The sequence below is a fragment of the Streptacidiphilus sp. MAP5-3 genome (assembly GCF_041262505.1).
Taxonomy (GTDB): domain Bacteria; phylum Actinomycetota; class Actinomycetes; order Streptomycetales; family Streptomycetaceae; genus Streptacidiphilus.
On sequence record NZ_JBGCCL010000055.1, the window covers coordinates 1 to 16,901 of the forward strand.

Genomic DNA, 16,901 nt, shown 5'->3' on the forward strand with positions numbered 1-16,901 from the left:
GTACTGCAGGGGGGACCCTGTGGGAGAGTAGGACGCCGCCGAACAATCTTTCCAGTGAAGCCCCCTGACCATGTGTCAGGGGGCTTCACTGCGTTATGGGTATGAGGACGGCAGGGATACAAGGTGTTGGGACACAGGGACGGCAGCATGTTCGCGTCGTCCCCTTCCGCTCGCCCGCCTCTCCCTTGGCCTCCGCGGATCAGCGCTCGTGCGCGACCCAGCGGTCGAGGCACCAGAGCGTGATGCCGGTGATGCAGCCGCTGGCGACCACGTCCCAGAGCCAGTGGTAGTTACGCCAGATCAGGCAGAAGCCGACGCCCACGCAGACGAACGTCGTCGCCACATAGATCAACCTCCGCAGTCGCGGCAGGACGCAGGCGGCGAGAAGGGCGGCTGTGCCGAGGCAGATCGCGGCCGTGGCCGTGTGGCCCGACGGGAACCAGCCCCAGTCGCCGGAGGCGACCGGCGCGCCGGCGGGACCGGGGCGGGCGATGAGGATCTTGCCCGGGATCACCGTCCCGAAGAGTACGACTGCCGCCAGAACGCCCGTCGCCAACGGCCGCCAGGAACGCTTCCAGGCGGTCGCCACCACGGTCACGAGCGTCAGCACCGTGCCCGAGATCTCCGGCAGGCCGATGTCCGTCCAACGTTCTGCGGTGCCGTCGACCCACGGCCAGTGCCGGAGTGACGCCGCCCAGCCCTGGACCGTCGAGCGTGTCCAGCGGTCGACCGCCAACAGCGGGCCGTTGGTGAGGACCTGCTCCGTGAGCACGAGGAGGATGAGACCCAGCACGATCGGGAACCACACCGACGTCAGGGCAACACGTAGCCGCCCCGGAGCAGGGGGGAGAGCTCCGGGGCGGCTGATGTGATCGACGTTCCGCTTGGCCCGGGGGGTTTGAGCTCGGCGTTCTGTCGATCGGCTGAAGGGACTCAACGACGAGTCCAATGTGGTGTCCTCGGCGATGTCGTGCTTCTCCATCTGCCAATGACAGTACGTCACCTCAGGACGCCGATCGATCCGCCTCACCCACCCGCCATCAGGTCCGCACACGTTCTTCACGCTACGCCAGGAGGCTGTGAAGCGGCGGGTTCGGGGCGCACGGTCGCGACCAGCCGAGGACCCCAGGTGGGGTCGTCGAAGACATCGCGGAGCACGGCGACATTGGTACCGGTGTGCTCGGCGTGGATCATCGCGCCATTACCCAGGTAAAGACCGACGTGGTGGATCGGGCCCCCGGGGTCGGCGAAGAAGAGCAGGTCACCGGGGAGCAGATCGGATCGATTGGGGACGGCGCGGCCGAGCTGGGCCTGGGCGGCACTGTAGTGGGGGAGGACGACCGTGCCGCCGCTGGCCTCGAACCAGGCGTACCGGACCAGGCCGCTGCAGTCGAAGCCGACGGTGTGGTCAGCCATGCACCGCCCGTTCAGGTAGCCGTTGGTGCCGTCGCAGAAGCCGAGGGTGGGTCCGAGCAGGCTGCCGCCGCCCCACGAGTAGGGGACGCCGAATTCGGCCAGCGCCACCTGCGCAGCCTGGAAACCGCGCATCCGCTCGGTGATGGTGCCGACCGGGGAGGAGCCGTCGTCGGCACGGGCGGAGACGGGGACCGCCATCACGGCGGTCAGCGCGAGCGCGAACGCGCAGAACAGGGTGGTCAGCTGTGAGCCGATCCGGAAGGCGATCATGCGACGGAGCGTCATGGCCCGCATCACTACCCGGAACTGCCGCCCCTGGCCCACTCGGAGCAGCACTGTGCCCCCATCGGACGAAGCCGCAAACGAATCGCGGACGAATCCGATGGGGGCACAGGTGAGTCGAACGAGGGGAGCCCTGGAGCTCCGGTTTCCCGGATCTCCAGGAGAACCGCGGATCAGAGCGCGGCGAACGCGTTCTCGATGATGTCCAGGCCCTCGACCAGCAGGTGCTGCGGCATGACCAGCGGCGGCAGGAAGCGCAGCACGTTGCCGTAGGTGCCGGCGGTCAGGACCAGCAGACCCTCGTTGTGGCAGAACTTCGCCAGGGCGGCGGTCGCCTCCGGGTTCGGGTCCTTGCTGCCCGGATTGACCAGCTCGACAGCGATCATCGCGCCGCGGCCACGCACGTCGCCGATGATGTCGAACTTCTCCTGCATCGCACGCAGGCGGGTCAGCATGGTCTCGCCGACGGCCTGGGCCTTGGCGTTGAGGTCCAGCTGCTTCATGGTCTCGATCGAGCCCAGCGCGGCGGCGCAGGCGACCGGGTTGCCGCCGTAGGTGCCACCGAGGCCACCGGCGTGGGCGGCGTCCATGATCTCGGCGCGGCCGGTCACGGCGGCCAGCGGCAGACCGCCGGCGATGCCCTTGGCGGTGGTGATCAGGTCCGGGACGATGCCCTCGTCGTTGCAGGCGAACCACTGGCCGGTGCGGCAGAAGCCGGTCTGGATCTCGTCGGCGACGAAGACGATGCCGTTGGCCTTGGCGTACTCGACGATCGCCGGGAGGAAGCCCTTGGCCGGCTCGATGAAGCCGCCCTCGCCCTGGATGGGCTCGATCACGATGGCGGCGACGTTCTCCGCGCCGATCTGCTTGTTGATGATGTCGATCGCCTGGGCGGCGGCCTCGGCGGCGCAGTTGTCCGGGCCGGTCAGCCAGCGGTAGGGGTACGCCAGCGGGACGCGGTGGACGTCGGGGGCGAACGGACCGAAGCCCTGCTTGTAGGGCATGTTCTTCGCGGTCATGCCCATGGTGAGGTTGGTGCGGCCGTGGTAGCCGTGGTCGAAGACCACGACGGCGGTGCGCTTGGTGTAGGCACGCGCGATCTTGACGGCGTTCTCGACGGCCTCGGCGCCGGAGTTGAACAGCGCGGTGCGCTTGTCGTGGTCACCCGGGGTCAGCTCGTTGAGCTGCTCGGCGACGGCGACGTAGCCCTCGTAGGGGGTGACCATGAAACAGGTGTGCGTGAAGGCGGCCAGCTGCTGCGAAGCGCGCTCGACGACCAGCTCGGCGGCGTTGCCCACGTTGGTCACGGCGATGCCGGAACCGAAGTCGATGAGGGAGTTGCCGTCCACGTCCTCGACCACGCCGCCACCGGCGCGGGTGATGTAGACGGGAAGGGTGGTGCCGACACCGGCGGCCACCGCGTTGAGCTTGCGTGCGTGCAGCTCCTGCGACTTCGGACCGGGGATCGCGGTGACGAGGCGGCGCTCCTGCGGAAGCGAGGGGCCGCCGGGAAGCTGGGCAGCGCTCATGAGGTGGTCTCCCATGCGTGAGATCGGCGGGTGATCGAGTCGGCGGGTGATCGAAGTCGATCGGGCGCCTGGACGTTCAAGGGGATCGTCCCTTTCAGCAGGCTACGGCGGGACCCCGACTCCGGCATACGCCGAAGGGGAGTGAACCGGAACCGGAGTTGTCCTTGTCGGACACTGATCTTGAACCGTGTGCTTTCGCCCATGGTCCGGTTCCGCTCCACTAGATTGGGAGCTTCGACAGCGGTGCTTTGTGTGCGGGGCAAGGGAGCGGGACTGCGATGTCATTCGACGGACACACTGCCCTTCCCTCCGAACCGTCGCCTGACCGGTCGCCCGATCCGTCGGTGATCCCGCCGATGCCCAGCGCCCCGCCCCGGGTTCCCACAGGTACGGGGATCCCTCCGCAGCACGGCGAGTCCGGTGGCGGCGCGGGGTTCGACCTCGTCGGCTGGGCGACCACGGCGCGGCACCCGGGCCCTGTCGGCGTCTTCGGCCTCGGCCCCGCGCCCATCGACCGGGACGAGCAGGCGCTCGCCGACGAGGCCGTCCCCGGCGGGAAGCTGCTGCTGCGAGCAGGCCTCAACCTGGTCGTCGCGTACGTGCTGTTCGACCTGGTCCAGGGCCCGTTCGTCTGGCTGGTCTCCATACTGCTCCCGGGCTTCACCCGCGCGGCAGGGCAGAAGGACTGGTGGGCGATCACGCTCTCCTATCTCCTCTATGTACCGCTGCTGGCGCTGTTCGTCTGGGTTTTCGGCCGGATGGGCCGGTGGAAGGTGGTGTGGCGACGGTACGGACGTCCGCTGCTGCGGCAGCTCTCCACGGCCGGTGAGCCGATGCCACAGGCAAAGGCACCGGCACGGCCGCAGCCGCAGCGTGGTGCGGCGGGGGCGTCCGCGCCGCCGACCGGCGCCGCCGATCAGGAACCGGCGGACGTGTGGGAGCCGCTGCGGAATGTCGCGCATCCCGGGACGCTCGCGCTGCTGGACGCCGAGACCGCGCAGCGGCACGTCGGGGATGTCGACCACCAGCGGTTGCTGCAGGCGCTGTCCTGCGTCCGGCACGATCCGGACCGGCTCGGCGCGCTGCTCGGCGCGGTGCGGGACCACGGGGCCGCGGCCTGCGCGCATCCGTCGGGGGCGCGGGACCTGGCCGGGAGGAGTCCGGCGCAGGACCTGTTGCTGCGTCAGGTCCGGCTCGGCGCAGTCGAAAGCGTGCCGAAGAACCCGACCGAGTACCGGGGCGCGGACCTCGCGTTGGACCCGCTGCTGCTCGGCACCTCCCTCCTTGCCGTCGGGCCGCCCGGTACCGGGAAGACCACCCGGCTGGCCCGGCCGGTCGCCGAGGCGCTCTGCCTCCAGGCGCTGACCGGCTCGGCGGTCGTCGTCGCGGTCGGGGCCACCGACGCCGACCTGGGGCCGGACGACTGGTACGACGTGGTCGTCTCGCCCGGTGACCCGAACTCCGGTTACGGGCTCGATCTCTTCGGCGGCGCACGACAGTTGGACGAGGCCGCGGCCCGGCTCGCGGACGCGCTGCTGCCGGACGAGCTGGCGCTGCGCGCCGAGGGCGCCCGCCTCGCGCTGCAGCAGATCGCCGGGCCGTTCCACACCGCGTACGGGCGGCTGCCCGGTGTCCGGGAGCTGGTGCTGCTGCTGCGCGGTGAGCAGACCGCGTGGGCGGCGCTGCTCGACGCGGTCGAGGAGTCCGGGGCGCTGCCCGCCTACCAGCACGAACTCGCCCAGCGCGAGCGGATGCACGGGACCGTCGACGACCCGGGCACGCTGCTGGCGGACCGTCTGGCGCTGTTGGACCGACCGGTCTTCGCGGGTTTCTTCAACCCCTCGGAGGGCGGCCCGGAGCCGCTTCCGCTCTTCGCGCTGCGAGCCCTGGACCACCCCCTGCGGGTGCGGGTCGCGCTGCCGGACCACAGCCACCCGGAGGCGTCCCGGATCCTGGCGCGTCTGGCGGTGGGCCAGTTCCTGCACGCGGCGGCCAACCGGCAGGACCGCTCGCTCTTCGCCGGCCTGGTTGTGGACGACGCCTCGGCCGCGGTGGACTCGCACGCGATCCGGACGATCCAGCGCCTGCGCGGCGCGAACGCGGGCGCGCTGCTGATGCTGCGCACCCTGATCGACCTGCCCGAACAGCTGCGCGCCCCGCTCTTCGGGGCGGTCGGCGGCAGGATGGCCTTCCCGGGCATCGCGCCCTGGGACGGCAAGCTCTTCGCGGAGTCGTGGGGCACCGTCTGGGTCGACGAGAAGGACGTGACCCGCGCGCCGGACATGTCCGGCGGCATGATCCGCAAGCTGTTCCGCGGCGCGCGGACCGTGCTGGCGGGGGAGCGGGCGCACACGGAGAGCGTCACCACCCGTAAGGTCGAGCGGCGCCGCTGGTCCGCGTCCGACCTGGCCCAGGTGCTGCCGCGCGGGCACGCCGTGGTCTCGCTCACTTCGGTGGACGGGACGCAGGTGCCGCCGCTGATGATCAAGCTTCCCTGACCCGGCTTCGACCGGCTCTGGTTTCCGGGTCAGGTTTCCCGACGCGCGAGTAGCTTCTCCACTCAGGCAGAATCAGTCGAAAGGGCTTGGACGTGTCGTCCAAGCTCGCTCATCCGTACGCAACCAGCTCCGCGCAACCAGCTCCTCCGGAGCGCCGCAACGACGCGGTGCGCCGACTCTGCCGGTCGAAGGTGTCATGTCTCAAGAGAAGCCCCCTCGCCCCGACGACGACGTTCGGGCAACCGGCGTGACCATCGAGTCGCTCGTGGCCATGCCCGGCCTCGGCCTGCTGGTACGGGCCGGAGACACCGCGCTGGAGCGGCCGGTTAGGTGGGTGCACACCAGCGAGCTGGACGACCCCGTGCCGTACCTCGAGGGCGGGGAGCTGCTGCTCACCACCGGGCTCAAGCTCGGCAAGGGCAAGGAGAAGCTGCGCCAGTACGTGCACCGGCTGGCCGACGCCGGAGTGGCCGGACTGGGCATCGGGGTGGGCCTGACCTATGCCGAGGTCCCCGCCGCGCTGATCGAGGCCGCCACCGAGCGTGAGCTGCCCCTGCTCGAAGTGCCGCAGCTGACGCCGTTCATCGCCATCAGCAAGGCGGTGACGGCGGCGCTGGCCGCGGAGCAGTACCGGGCGGTGGCCACCAGCTTCGAGGCGCAGGAGGAGCTCACCCGGGCGGCGCTCGGCAAGGACGGGACGGCGGCGGTCGTCGGTCGGCTTGCCTCCCGGCTCGGCGGTTGGGCCGCCCTCTACGACGCCTCCGGCACCGTCGTCGTGTCCGCTCCGGACTGGGCCGCGCGCCGCGCCGGACGCCTCCGCCCGGAGGTGGACCGGCTGCGCAGCCGCCCCGCGCCCGCGAGCGCATCGCTGCAGGGCGACACCCAGGACACCCAGGACTACGTGGTGCTCCAGTCCCTCGGCGCGGACCGCCGCGCCCGGGGCTTCCTCGCGGTCGGCACCGAGGACCGGCTGACCTCGGGCGAGCGCTACGTCGTCAACGCCGCCGTCGCGCTGCTGACGCTGACCCTGGAGCGCTCGCGCGACCTGCGCCGCGCCGAGGACCGGATGCGGACGGCGCTGCTGCGCCTGGTCCTGGCCGGGGAGACGGTGATCGCCAAGGAGGTCGCCGACGCGCTGCTCGGCGGTCTGCCGCAGGGTCCCGTGCGGGTGCTGGTCGCCGAGGGGGACGGCCTGGCCGAGCTGGGCGACCGCGCCGAGCAGGCCGCGTCCCGGACCGGAGAGTCGCTGCTGCTGGCACCCGAGGGCGACCGGTTGGTGTTGATCGCCGTCGACGGCGGGATGGTGCACCAGGTCTGCACGGACCTGGCGGCCGACCTGGAGTCGGTCACCGTCGGTGTCTCCTCTCCGACGATGCTGGAGTCCGCGGGTCCCGCCGCGGCGGAGGCGGAGCGCGCGCTCGCCGTCGCGCTGCGCAGCGGCAGGCGCAGCGTCGACCACTCCGAGGTCGGTGCGGGGTCGCTGCTACCGCTGCTCGGAGACGAGGCGGTCCAGGCCTTCGCGGACGGCCTGCTGCGGCCGCTGCGCGAGCACGACCGCACCTCGCGCGGTGACCTGGAGGCCAGCCTGCGGGCCTGGCTCTCCCGCCACGGCCAGTGGGACGCGGCGGCGGCGGATCTCGGCGTCCACCGGCACACGCTCCGCTACCGCATGCGGCGGGTGGAGGAACTGCTGGGGCGCTCGCTGGACGACACGGACGTCCGCATGGAGCTCTGGCTGGCGCTCCGCGCCTCCGGTGAGTGAAGAACTTCCGATCAGAGGGCTCGCAACTACCTCGCCGTTCCGGAGCACAGGGCCGTGGCAACTCATACAGTCCGGACAAGCTTCATCACGTCCTCCGCGCCCTACCGTTGAAGGCGTAGATCCCTCAGGACCATGGACGGAAGGACCGGTGACCGCGGTGACCACCACCTACGCATTCTGGCTGGCGGGACGGCAGGAGACCGGCCCCGAGACGCTTGATGTGCACCACCCGTACGACGGCAGGGTCGTGGCGAAGGTGGGCATCGCGAGCGACGCGCAGGTCGAGGAGGCCGTCGCCGCCGCCTACGCCGTCAAGGACGAGTTCGCCGCGACCCCCGCGTACGTACGGGCCGCCGCGCTGGACCACGTGTCCAAGCGCCTCGCCGAGCGGACCGAGGAGATCGCGCAGCTGATCACCGCCGAGAACGGCAAGCCGATCAAGTGGGCCCGTGGCGAGGTCGGCCGTGCCGTCTCCGTCTTCCGCTGGGCCGCCGAGGAGGCGCGCCGGTTCAACAGCGGTGAGGGTCAGCGGCTCGACACCGACGCCGGCGGCACCGGCCGTCTCGGCTACGTGCGCCGCTTCAACCGCGGCGTCGTGCTCGGCATCGCGCCGTTCAACTTCCCGCTGAACCTGGTCGCGCACAAGGTCGCCCCGGCCATCGCCGTCGGTGCCCCGATCATCCTCAAGCCGGCCCCGGCCACTCCGCTCTCGGCGCTCGTGCTCGGCGAGATCCTGGCCGAGACCGACCTGCCGGCCGGTTCCTGGTCTGTGCTGACCGTGCCGAACGACCGGATGCCGGCGCTGGTCCAGGACCCGCGTCTGCCCGTCATCTCCTTCACCGGCTCCGACAAGGTCGGCTACGCGATCCTCGACTCGGTGCCGCGCAAGCACGTCACCCTGGAGCTGGGCGGCAACGCCGCCGCTGTCGTGCTCGGCGACTGGAACTCCGAGGCGGACCTGGACTGGGCCGCGTCCCGTATCGCGACCTTCGCCAACTACCAGGGCGGCCAGTCCTGCATCTCGGTGCAGCGCGTGATCGCCGACGCGTCGGTCTACGACCGTCTGGTGGAGAAGGTCGTCGCCAAGGTCGGCGTGCAGGTCACCGGTGACCCGACCGACGACGCCGTCGACGTCGGCCCGCTGGTCAGCGAGGACGCCGCCAAGCGCGTCGAGTCCTGGGTGGACGAGGCCGTCAACGCGGGCGCCAAGCTGCTCGCCGGTGGCAAGCGGGACGGCGCCAGCTACGCGCCGACCGTGGTCGCCGAGCTGCCGGGCGGCGTGACGCTGGCGACCGAGGAGGTCTTCGGCCCGGTCCTGTCGCTGCAGAAGGTCGAGGGCGTCGACGAGGCCTTCGCCGCGGTCAACGACTCGAAGTTCGGTCTGCAGGTGGGTGTCTTCACGCACGACGTGCAGGTGGCCTTCCGGGCCCACCGCGAGCTGGAGGTCGGCGGCGTGATCGTCGGCGACGCCCCGTCCTACCGCGCCGACCAGATGCCCTACGGCGGCGTCAAGGACTCCGGCATCGGCCGCGAGGGTGTCGCCTACGCGATGACCGACTACACCTACGAGCGCGTCCTCGTGCTCACCGGTCTGGCCCTCTGACGGAGCACAGCACCGTCTCACCCCTGGTGACCATGGAGGCACTCAGCGTACGGTCGGGTCATACTGGCAGGTATCCCACCGTCGAGGTGATGCCCCGTGTCCGGCTCCGTCCCCCATGCTGCCCCCAAGGTCACCGAGCGTGAAGCCCGCCGTGTCGCGGAGGAGGCCCGGGAACAGGACTGGCGAAAGCCCAGCTTCGCCAAGGAACTGTTCCTGGGCCGTTTCCGGCTGGACCTGATCCACCCGCACCCGCTGCCGGACGAGGCGGCGGAGCGGGAGGGCGGGGAGTTCCTCGCCCGTCTGCGCGACTTCTGTGCGACGAAGATCGACGGCGCGGTGATCGAGCGGGACGCGCAGATCCCCGACGAGGTGGTCAAGGGCCTGCAGCAACTGGGCGTCTTCGGGATGAAGATCGACCGCGAGTACGGCGGGCTCGGCCTCACCCAGGTGCACTACAACCGGGCGCTCACCCTGCTCGGCAGCGTCAGCCCGGCGATCGCGGCGCTGGTCTCCGCGCACCAGTCGATCGGCGTACCGCAGCCGCTCAAGATCTTCGGTACGCCCGAGCAGAAGCAGGCCTTCCTGCCGCGCTGCGCGACCACCGACATCACCGCCTTCCTGCTGACCGAGCCGGACGTCGGCAGCGACCCGGCCCGTCTGGCGACCACGGCCACGCCCACCGAGGACGGCAGCGGCTACGTGCTCGACGGGGTCAAGCTCTGGACCACCAACGGCGTCGTCGCCAGCCTGCTGGTGGTGATGGCCCGGGTGCCGAAGTCCGAGGGGCACCGTGGCGGGATCACCGCCTTCGTCGTGGAGACCGAGTCGGCCGGTGTCACCGTGGAGAACCGCAACGCCTTCATGGGGCTGCGCGGGATCGAGAACGGGGTGACCCGCTTCGACGGTGTCCTGGTGCCGGCCGGGAACCGGATCGGCCGTGAGGGGGAGGGTCTGAAGATCGCGCTGACCACCCTCAACACCGGCCGCCTCTCGCTGCCCGCGATGTGCGTCGGCGCGGGCAAGTGGTGTCTGAAGATCGCCCGTGAGTGGTCGGCCGCCCGCGAACAGTGGGGTCGGCCGATCGCCGAGCACGAGGCGGTCGCGTCCAAGATCTCCTTCATCGCCGCGACCACCTTCGCGCTGGAGGCGGTGCTCGAACTGTCCGGCCAGATGGCCGACGAGCAGCGCAACGACATCCGGATCGAGGCGGCGCTGGCCAAGCTCTACGGCTCGGAGATGGGCTGGCTGATCGCCGACGAACTGGTGCAGATCCGCGGCGGACGCGGCTACGAGACGGCGGCCTCGCTGGCGGCGCGCGGCGAACGCGCGGTCCCCACCGAGCAGGTGCTGCGGGACATGCGGATCAACCGGATCTTCGAGGGCTCGACCGAGATCATGCACCTGCTGATCGCCCGCGAGGCGGTCGACGCGCACCTGAAGGTCGCCGGCGACCTGATCGAACCGGAGGCGGACCTGCGCCGTAAGGGTCGCGCGGCGGCCAAGGCCGGTGCGTTCTACGCCGGTTGGCTGCCCAAGCTGGTCGCGGGACCGGGCCAGGTGCCGACCTCCTACCGCGAGTTCCACCCGTCGGGCTGCCGGGACCTCTCGCCGCACCTGCGGTATGTCGAGCGCAGCGCACGGAAGTTGGCGCGATCGACGTTCTACGCGATGTCGCGTTGGCAGGGCCGGATGGAGACCAAACAGGGTTTCCTGGCGCGGATCGTCGACATCGGCGCGGAACTGTTCGCGATGAGCGCCGTCTGCGTCCGGGCCGAACTGCTGCGCACCCGCGACGGCGCGGAGGCGGGCCGGGGCGCGTACGAACTGGCGGATGTCTTCTGCGCACAGGCGCGGATCCGGACCGAGGAACTCTTCGATCGACTGTGGACCAACACCGATCGGGACGATCGAACGCTCAGTCGGAATGTGCTGGCGGGTCGTTATCTCTGGCTGGAGGAGGGCGTGTTGGACCCCTCCGGCGAGGGCCCTTGGATCGCTGACGCCACACCGGGCCCGGCCCGGCGGGAGAACGTGCACCGGACGATCGAGTGATCGCCTGCGATTGAGCGCTTCTGGTCGATTGGTCGATCGGTCGCTGGAGCGGTGGATCGATCGATCGGAAGGCCGTTGGTGACCGCAACGCGGGGGGTGGTGCCCTCGTTTGTGAACATGTTACGTGAATCCGGGCCACCCCCTGGTCGGCTGACAGGCGGTCACCACTACGATGCGCTCTGGCGTGCGATGAATGAGGTCGCCGGGGGACCGCGCGCTGCGAAGCATTCTTGTGAGGCCGTTGTGTGGCCGCTCCCGGCGTGACCGATGACGAGGAGCAGGTCCCAAGGTGAGCTACCCACCGTACGGGCAGAACCCGCAGCAGCCGCCCAGGCCGCCGTACGGCGGCCCACCCCAGCCCTATCCGCAGCAACCGCCGCAGCAGCAGCCGCCGAACCCGTACGGTCGGCCGCCGCAGCAGCCGCAGCCCTTCCCGGGTCAGCAGCCGCCCCAGCCGCCGCAGAACCCCTACGGTGGCCAGCCGCAGCCTCCGCAGAATCCGTACGGCGGTCAGCCGCAGCCTCCGCAGAACCCCTACGGCGGTCAGCAGCCTCCGCAGCAGCCGCCCCAGAATCCGTACGGCGGCCAGCCGCCGCAGCAGCCGCCCTTCGGCGGCGGTCCGGGCGGACCCGGTGGCCCGTTCGGTCCGTCCGGCCCGTCCGGCCCGTCCGGCGCAGGTGGGTCCGGTGGGTCGAACCGCCCGTCAGGAAAGCGTCGTGGGCGGATGCTCATCGGTGCCGTGGTGGCCCTCGCGGTGGTGGCCGTCGGCGGCATCGTCATCGCGTCGTCGGGCGGCGGGGGTGGTGGCAACTCGAAGTCCGGCAGCCAGGACGGCACGATGGCCTTCCAGAGCGGCGACTCCTGGTCGCCGCCGTCGTGGGCCGTCCCGTCCAACGACATCGGTGCCGCCAACGCCAAGACCGTGGTGTCCGGCCAGGTGTGGTTCGCCAAGGCGTCGCCGGCAAACCTGCGGTCCTACGCCCAGTCCGTCGGTACGCCCGGTGACCCCAAGTACCACCAGTTCCTGACGCCGACTCAGTTCAACACCCAGTTCGCCAACGGCGCGAACGCGGGTGCGGCGGTCACGCAGTGGGTGCAGCAGGCCGGCATGAAGGTCCTGAACAAGGACGCGCAGTCGATCACCGTCTCCACCACGATCGGCGAGGTCGAGCAGACGCTCAAGGTCCAGATCCACCGCTTCAAGCACGCGGGCCGCGTCGACATCGCGCCGACCTCCCAGCCGCAGTACCCCTCCGACGTGGGCAACTACGTCTCCGCCGTCACCGGTCTGACCACCTCCAGCCCGATTCAGACGCCGCACCTGGAGGTGAGCGCCGGTTCCGCCGATTGCAGCACCTTCTGGGGGCAGCGCGCCTCCGGCCTGCCCGCGGCTTCGGACGGCAGCCCGGTGCAGCAGCAGCTGTGCGGGTACACCGCGAAGCAGCTCCGCACCGCCTATGGCGCGGCGGCCAGCGGGATGACCGGAAAGGGCGTCACCATCGCGGTGGTGGACGCGTACGCGTCGCCGACCATCGTGCAGGACGTCGACCAGTGGTCCAAGGAGATGGGCCTGCCGCCGCTTGCGCCGGGCCAGTTCACCCAGGACATCCCGTCCGAGTACCCGTCGACCGCGCAGGCCGCGGACGCCTCCGGATGGTGGGGAGAGGAGACGCTCGACATCGAGACGGTGCACGCGATGGCACCGGACGCGAAGATCGTCTACTACGGTGTCCAGCAGCCTGACGACCAGTACTTCTTCGGTGCCTTCCAGAAGATCGTCTCGAACCACACCGCGGACATCGTCAGCAACTCCTGGGGTGGTCAGGAAGCGGGCACCGACCCCAACGACTTCAACGCCGCCGCGCAGATCTTCCAGCAGGGCGCGATCGAGGGGATCAACTTCAACTTCTCCAGCGGCGACAGCGGCGACTACACCCAGGCACAGCAGCAGCCGTCGTCCCAGCCGGCGGTGAGCTTCCCCGCGTCCGACCCCTGGGCGACCGGGGTCGGCGGCACGGCCCTCGGCACCGACGCGGGCGGCAACTACAAGTGGGAGACGTCCTGGGGCGACGAGTCCTACCCCATCAGCGGGACGTCCTACGGCTCGACCGGCACCTTCCAGGGCGGTGGCGGTGGTGGCAACAGCGCCGTCTTCCCCGCGCCGCCGTTCCAGTCCGGCATCGTGCCCACCTCGCTGTCGAACGTCTCGGGCAAGGCCCAGCGTGAGGTGCCCGACGTGGGCATGCTGGCCGACCCGGGGACCGGGATCCTGCTGGGCGAGACCATGGGCAACGCCGTGGCCGCGCCCACGTCCGACGGCGGCCAGACGTTCTCCATGTCCGGTGGCCAGTACCAGCACGGGACGATGGGCGGCACCAGCCTCGCCTGCCCGATGTTCAGCGCGATGGAGGCGCTGGCCATGCAGGAGAGCGGGAGCGCGTTCGGCTTCGCCAACCCGGTCCTCTACAAGCTCAACGGCACGTCGTCCTTCCACGACGTGACGGACTCGCCCGCTGCCCTCGGCGGTCACCACCCCGCGTTCGAGGGTGCGGACCAGGCGGGTAACCCGGCCCTGTACCTGATGGCCAAGGACAGCTCGCTGACCGCGGGGCAGGGCTACGACGACACCACCGGCCTGGGCAGCCCCACGGCCGACTTCGTCGCCTGGTTCAAGGCCCATCCGACCGGGCAGTGACCCCGATCCTCCGGACATGGGGGATGACCGAGCGATGACGCAGACCCGGCCCCGGCTCCACCGGCGGCCGGGTCTTCGTCATCCACGAAGACCGTGTGTTCACCAAGATCCGGTCAACCCGCCCGGGCCTCGTCCGTGGCGCCGCGCGCGGCACGACACAATGGCGGTATGACACTTCTCGCCGACCCGCACCTGCGCTTCGAGCCCGCCGTCGCCGACCCCGACGCCCCTCGGGAGCTGGTGATCCTCGGATCCACCGGTTCCATCGGGACGCAGGCCATCGACGTGGTGCTGCGCAACCCCGGCCGGTTCCGGGTGGTCGGGCTCTCCGCGGCGGGCGGTCGGGTGGAGCTGCTGGCCGAGCAGGCGCTGAAGCTGGGCGTCGCGGTGGTCGCCGTGGCGCGCCCCGAGGCTGCCGAGCCGCTCCGCGCCGCGCTGGCGGCCGGGGCCCCCGCCGGGGCGAAGCTGCCGGAGATCCTGGCCGGGCCGGACGCGGCGACCGAGCTTGCCGGGATGGAGTGCCACTCGGTGCTCAACGGCATCACCGGGTCGATCGGTCTGGCGCCCACCCTGGCCGCGCTCCGGGCCGGACGGGTGCTGGTGCTGGCCAACAAGGAGTCGCTGATCGTCGGCGGGCCGCTGGTCAAGGCGGTCGCCAGGCCGGGTCAGATCGTGCCGGTCGACTCCGAGCACGCCGCGCTCTTCCAGGCGCTGACGGCGGGCTCCCGGCGCGAGGTCCGCAAGCTGGTGGTCACCGCCAGCGGCGGTCCGTTCCGCGGCTGGAGCCGGGAGAAGCTGGCCGGCGTCACCAAGGAGCAGGCGCTGGCCCACCCGACCTGGGCGATGGGACCGGTCGTCACGATCAACTCGGCGACCCTGGTCAACAAGGGCTTGGAGGTCATCGAGGCGCACCTGCTCTACGACATCCCGTTCGAGCGGATCGAGGTCGTGGTCCATCCGCAGTCGATCGTCCACTCCATGGTGGAGTTCACCGACGGGTCCACGATGGCCCAGGCCAGCCCGCCCGACATGCGGATGCCGATCTCGCTCGGCATCGGCTGGCCGGAGCGGGTGCCGGACGCCGCCCCGGGATGCGACTGGACCAAGGCCGCGAGCTGGGAGTTCTTCCCGCTCGACACCGAGGCCTTCCCGTCCGTCGGCCTGGCCCGCGAGGTGGGCCGACTGGGCGGCACCGCGCCGGCGGTCTTCAACGCCGCCAACGAGGAGTGCGTCGAGGCGTTCCTGCAGGGAAGGCTGGCATTCACAGGCATCGTGGATACCGTGGCGAAGGTGGTGGCCGAACACGGCACTCCGCAGCAGGGAACCTCGTTGACCGTCGAGGACGTCCTCGCAGCGGAGAGCTGGGCCCGGGCCAGGGCGCAGGCGATCGCCGCCGGGTGACGGCATGATGTACGGCGTGGCCCGACCGGACGGCGCGGTCACGCCTGAGGTTGACGACACGGGCACGACAGCACGCACGACGACCGGCATGACAGAGGCAGTAGAGGGAGCAACTGGGCGATGACGACACTGATGACGATCCTGGGCATCGTGGTCTTCGTGCTCGGCCTGCTCTTCTCCATCGCCTGGCACGAGCTGGGCCACCTCACCTGGGCCAAGGTCTTCAAGGTGCGCGTGCCGCAGTACATGGTGGGCTTCGGGCCGACGATCTGGTCGCGTCGCAAGGGCGACACCGAGTACGGCGTCAAGGCGATCCCGCTCGGTGGGTACATCCGGATGATCGGCATGTTCCCGCCCGGCGCGGACGGCAAGGTGACCGCGCGCTCGACCTCGCCCTGGCGCAGCATGATCGAGGACGCCCGCGAGCAGTCCTATGAGGAGATCCTTCCGGGCGACGACACCCGCCTCTTCTACACGCGCAAGCCGTGGCAGCGGGTCATCATCATGTTCTTCGGTCCGTTCATGAACCTGATCCTGGCCTTCGTGCTCTTCCTGGTCGTGCTGATGGGCTTCGGCATCCCGCAGGCCCAGCCGACCATCGCGGTGGTCCAGAAGTGCGTGGCGGCCACCAACTCGACCTCCGCGCAGACGGGCACCTGCGGGGCGAAGGACCCGGAGACCCCGGCCGCGGCGGCCGGCCTTCGGCCCGGCGACAAGATCACCAGCTTCGACGGCGCCACGGTCACCAACTACGACCAGCTGCAGAACGCGATCCGACAGCACCCGGACGACCAGGTGACGCTCGGGATCGAACGAAACGGTCAGTCGCTCAGCAAGACGGTCAAGCTGACCACCAACACGCTCCAGGCGATCGACTCGAACGGAAACCCGACCAACGGAACGGTCAAGGCCGGCTTCCTCGGCATCGAGCCGATCACCCCGACCGTCCAGCTCGGCGTCGGCCAGAGCCTGGACCAGATGGGCAGCATGGCGCGCCAGGGCGTGTCCTCGATCGTGGCACTGCCGTCGAAGATCCCCTCGCTCTGGGGCGCGGCCTTCGAGGGCAAGCCGCGCACGCTGGACTCGCCGGTCGGCGTCATCGGCGTGGCCCGGGTCGGCGGCGACGTGCTGGCCATGCACGCTCCCGCCAGCGCGCGGATCGCGACCATGCTGCAGCTGCTCGCGGGCCTGAACCTCTCCCTCTTCCTGCTCAACATGCTGCCGCTGCTGCCGCTGGACGGCGGGCACATCGCCGGCGCGCTCTGGGAGGCGGTGCGCCGTCGCGCCGCCGCGCTGATCAAGCGCCCGGACCCGGGCCCGTTCGACGTGGCCAAGCTGATGCCGGTCGCCTACGTGGTGGCGGGACTCTTCCTGTGCTTCACCGTCCTGGTGATGATCGCCGACGTGGTCAACCCGGTCCAACTGGGCTGAACCGGAGTGGTCACTTCGGTCCGGTACCGTTGGCCTGGGTGCGCCGACGACAAGCAGCGCGCCCGGCTTGCCCGGAGCGCCCGGGTGGCCCTCGCCGCACCTTGGGGATTACGCAAGCAATGACCGCGATCTCGCTGGGAATGCCGTCCGTGCCGCTGGAGCTGTTGGCTCCGCGTCGTCAGAGCCGTCGGATCATGGTGGGGAATGTCCCGGTCGGTGGGGGTGCGCCGAT

At 70.7% G+C, this 16,901-nt stretch carries 10 protein-coding genes; 7 read left to right on the top strand and 3 right to left on the bottom strand.

What is annotated here, in order from left to right:
* Positions 1–199 precede the first annotated feature (199 nt).
* The 3 genes from ABH928_RS36050 to gabT all read right to left on the bottom strand — a co-directional run bounded on the left by ABH928_RS36050 (position 200) and on the right by gabT (position 3,227).
* Complete coding sequence (locus ABH928_RS36050; RefSeq protein WP_370072968.1) at positions 200–772, bottom strand: phosphatase PAP2 family protein; 573 nt, start codon at positions 770–772, stop codon at positions 200–202.
* A 287-nt stretch (positions 773–1,059) separates the two neighbouring features.
* Positions 1,060–1,701: a C40 family peptidase gene (locus tag ABH928_RS36055; RefSeq protein ID WP_370072969.1), complete on the bottom strand. Its 642-nt coding sequence runs from the start codon at positions 1,699–1,701 to the stop codon at positions 1,060–1,062.
* Positions 1,702–1,871: 170 nt separating this feature from the next.
* Positions 1,872–3,227: a 4-aminobutyrate--2-oxoglutarate transaminase gene (gabT, locus tag ABH928_RS36060; protein ID WP_370072971.1), complete on the bottom strand. Its 1,356-nt coding sequence runs from the start codon at positions 3,225–3,227 to the stop codon at positions 1,872–1,874.
* 356 nt (positions 3,228–3,583) lie between these two features.
* Here gabT and ABH928_RS36065 point away from each other — a divergent pair, with 356 nt between their 5' ends.
* The 7 genes from ABH928_RS36065 to ABH928_RS36095 all read left to right on the top strand — a co-directional run bounded on the left by ABH928_RS36065 (position 3,584) and on the right by ABH928_RS36095 (position 16,669).
* On the top strand, positions 3,584–5,725 hold the full coding sequence (locus ABH928_RS36065) for an ATP-binding protein (protein ID WP_370072972.1): 2,142 nt from the start codon (positions 3,584–3,586) through the stop codon (positions 5,723–5,725).
* Positions 5,726–5,921: 196 nt separating this feature from the next.
* The gene (locus ABH928_RS36070) at positions 5,922–7,487 is read left to right on the top strand and encodes a PucR family transcriptional regulator (protein WP_370072973.1); all 1,566 of its coding nucleotides are present in this window, start codon (positions 5,922–5,924) and stop codon (positions 7,485–7,487) included.
* A 157-nt stretch (positions 7,488–7,644) separates the two neighbouring features.
* Positions 7,645–9,090, top strand: coding sequence for an aldehyde dehydrogenase family protein (locus ABH928_RS36075; RefSeq protein WP_370072979.1), 1,446 nt, complete (start codon positions 7,645–7,647; stop codon positions 9,088–9,090).
* Positions 9,091–9,186: 96 nt separating this feature from the next.
* Positions 9,187–11,142 carry an acyl-CoA dehydrogenase family protein gene (locus ABH928_RS36080; protein WP_370072975.1) on the top strand — a complete coding sequence of 652 codons (1,956 nt, stop codon included), beginning with the start codon at positions 9,187–9,189 and terminating at the stop codon, positions 11,140–11,142.
* A 289-nt stretch (positions 11,143–11,431) separates the two neighbouring features.
* Complete coding sequence (locus ABH928_RS36085) at positions 11,432–13,837, top strand: protease pro-enzyme activation domain-containing protein (protein WP_370072976.1); 2,406 nt, start codon at positions 11,432–11,434, stop codon at positions 13,835–13,837.
* 168 nt (positions 13,838–14,005) lie between these two features.
* Positions 14,006–15,238 (top strand): 1-deoxy-D-xylulose-5-phosphate reductoisomerase, encoded by a 1,233-nt coding sequence (gene dxr / locus ABH928_RS36090; RefSeq protein ID WP_370072977.1) that lies wholly within the window; start codon positions 14,006–14,008, stop codon positions 15,236–15,238.
* Between the two features lie 120 nt (positions 15,239–15,358).
* A complete protein-coding gene (locus tag ABH928_RS36095; protein WP_370072978.1) occupies positions 15,359–16,669 on the top strand; it encodes an RIP metalloprotease in 1,311 nt (436 codons plus the stop codon).
* Positions 16,670–16,901: the final 232 nt, after the last annotated feature.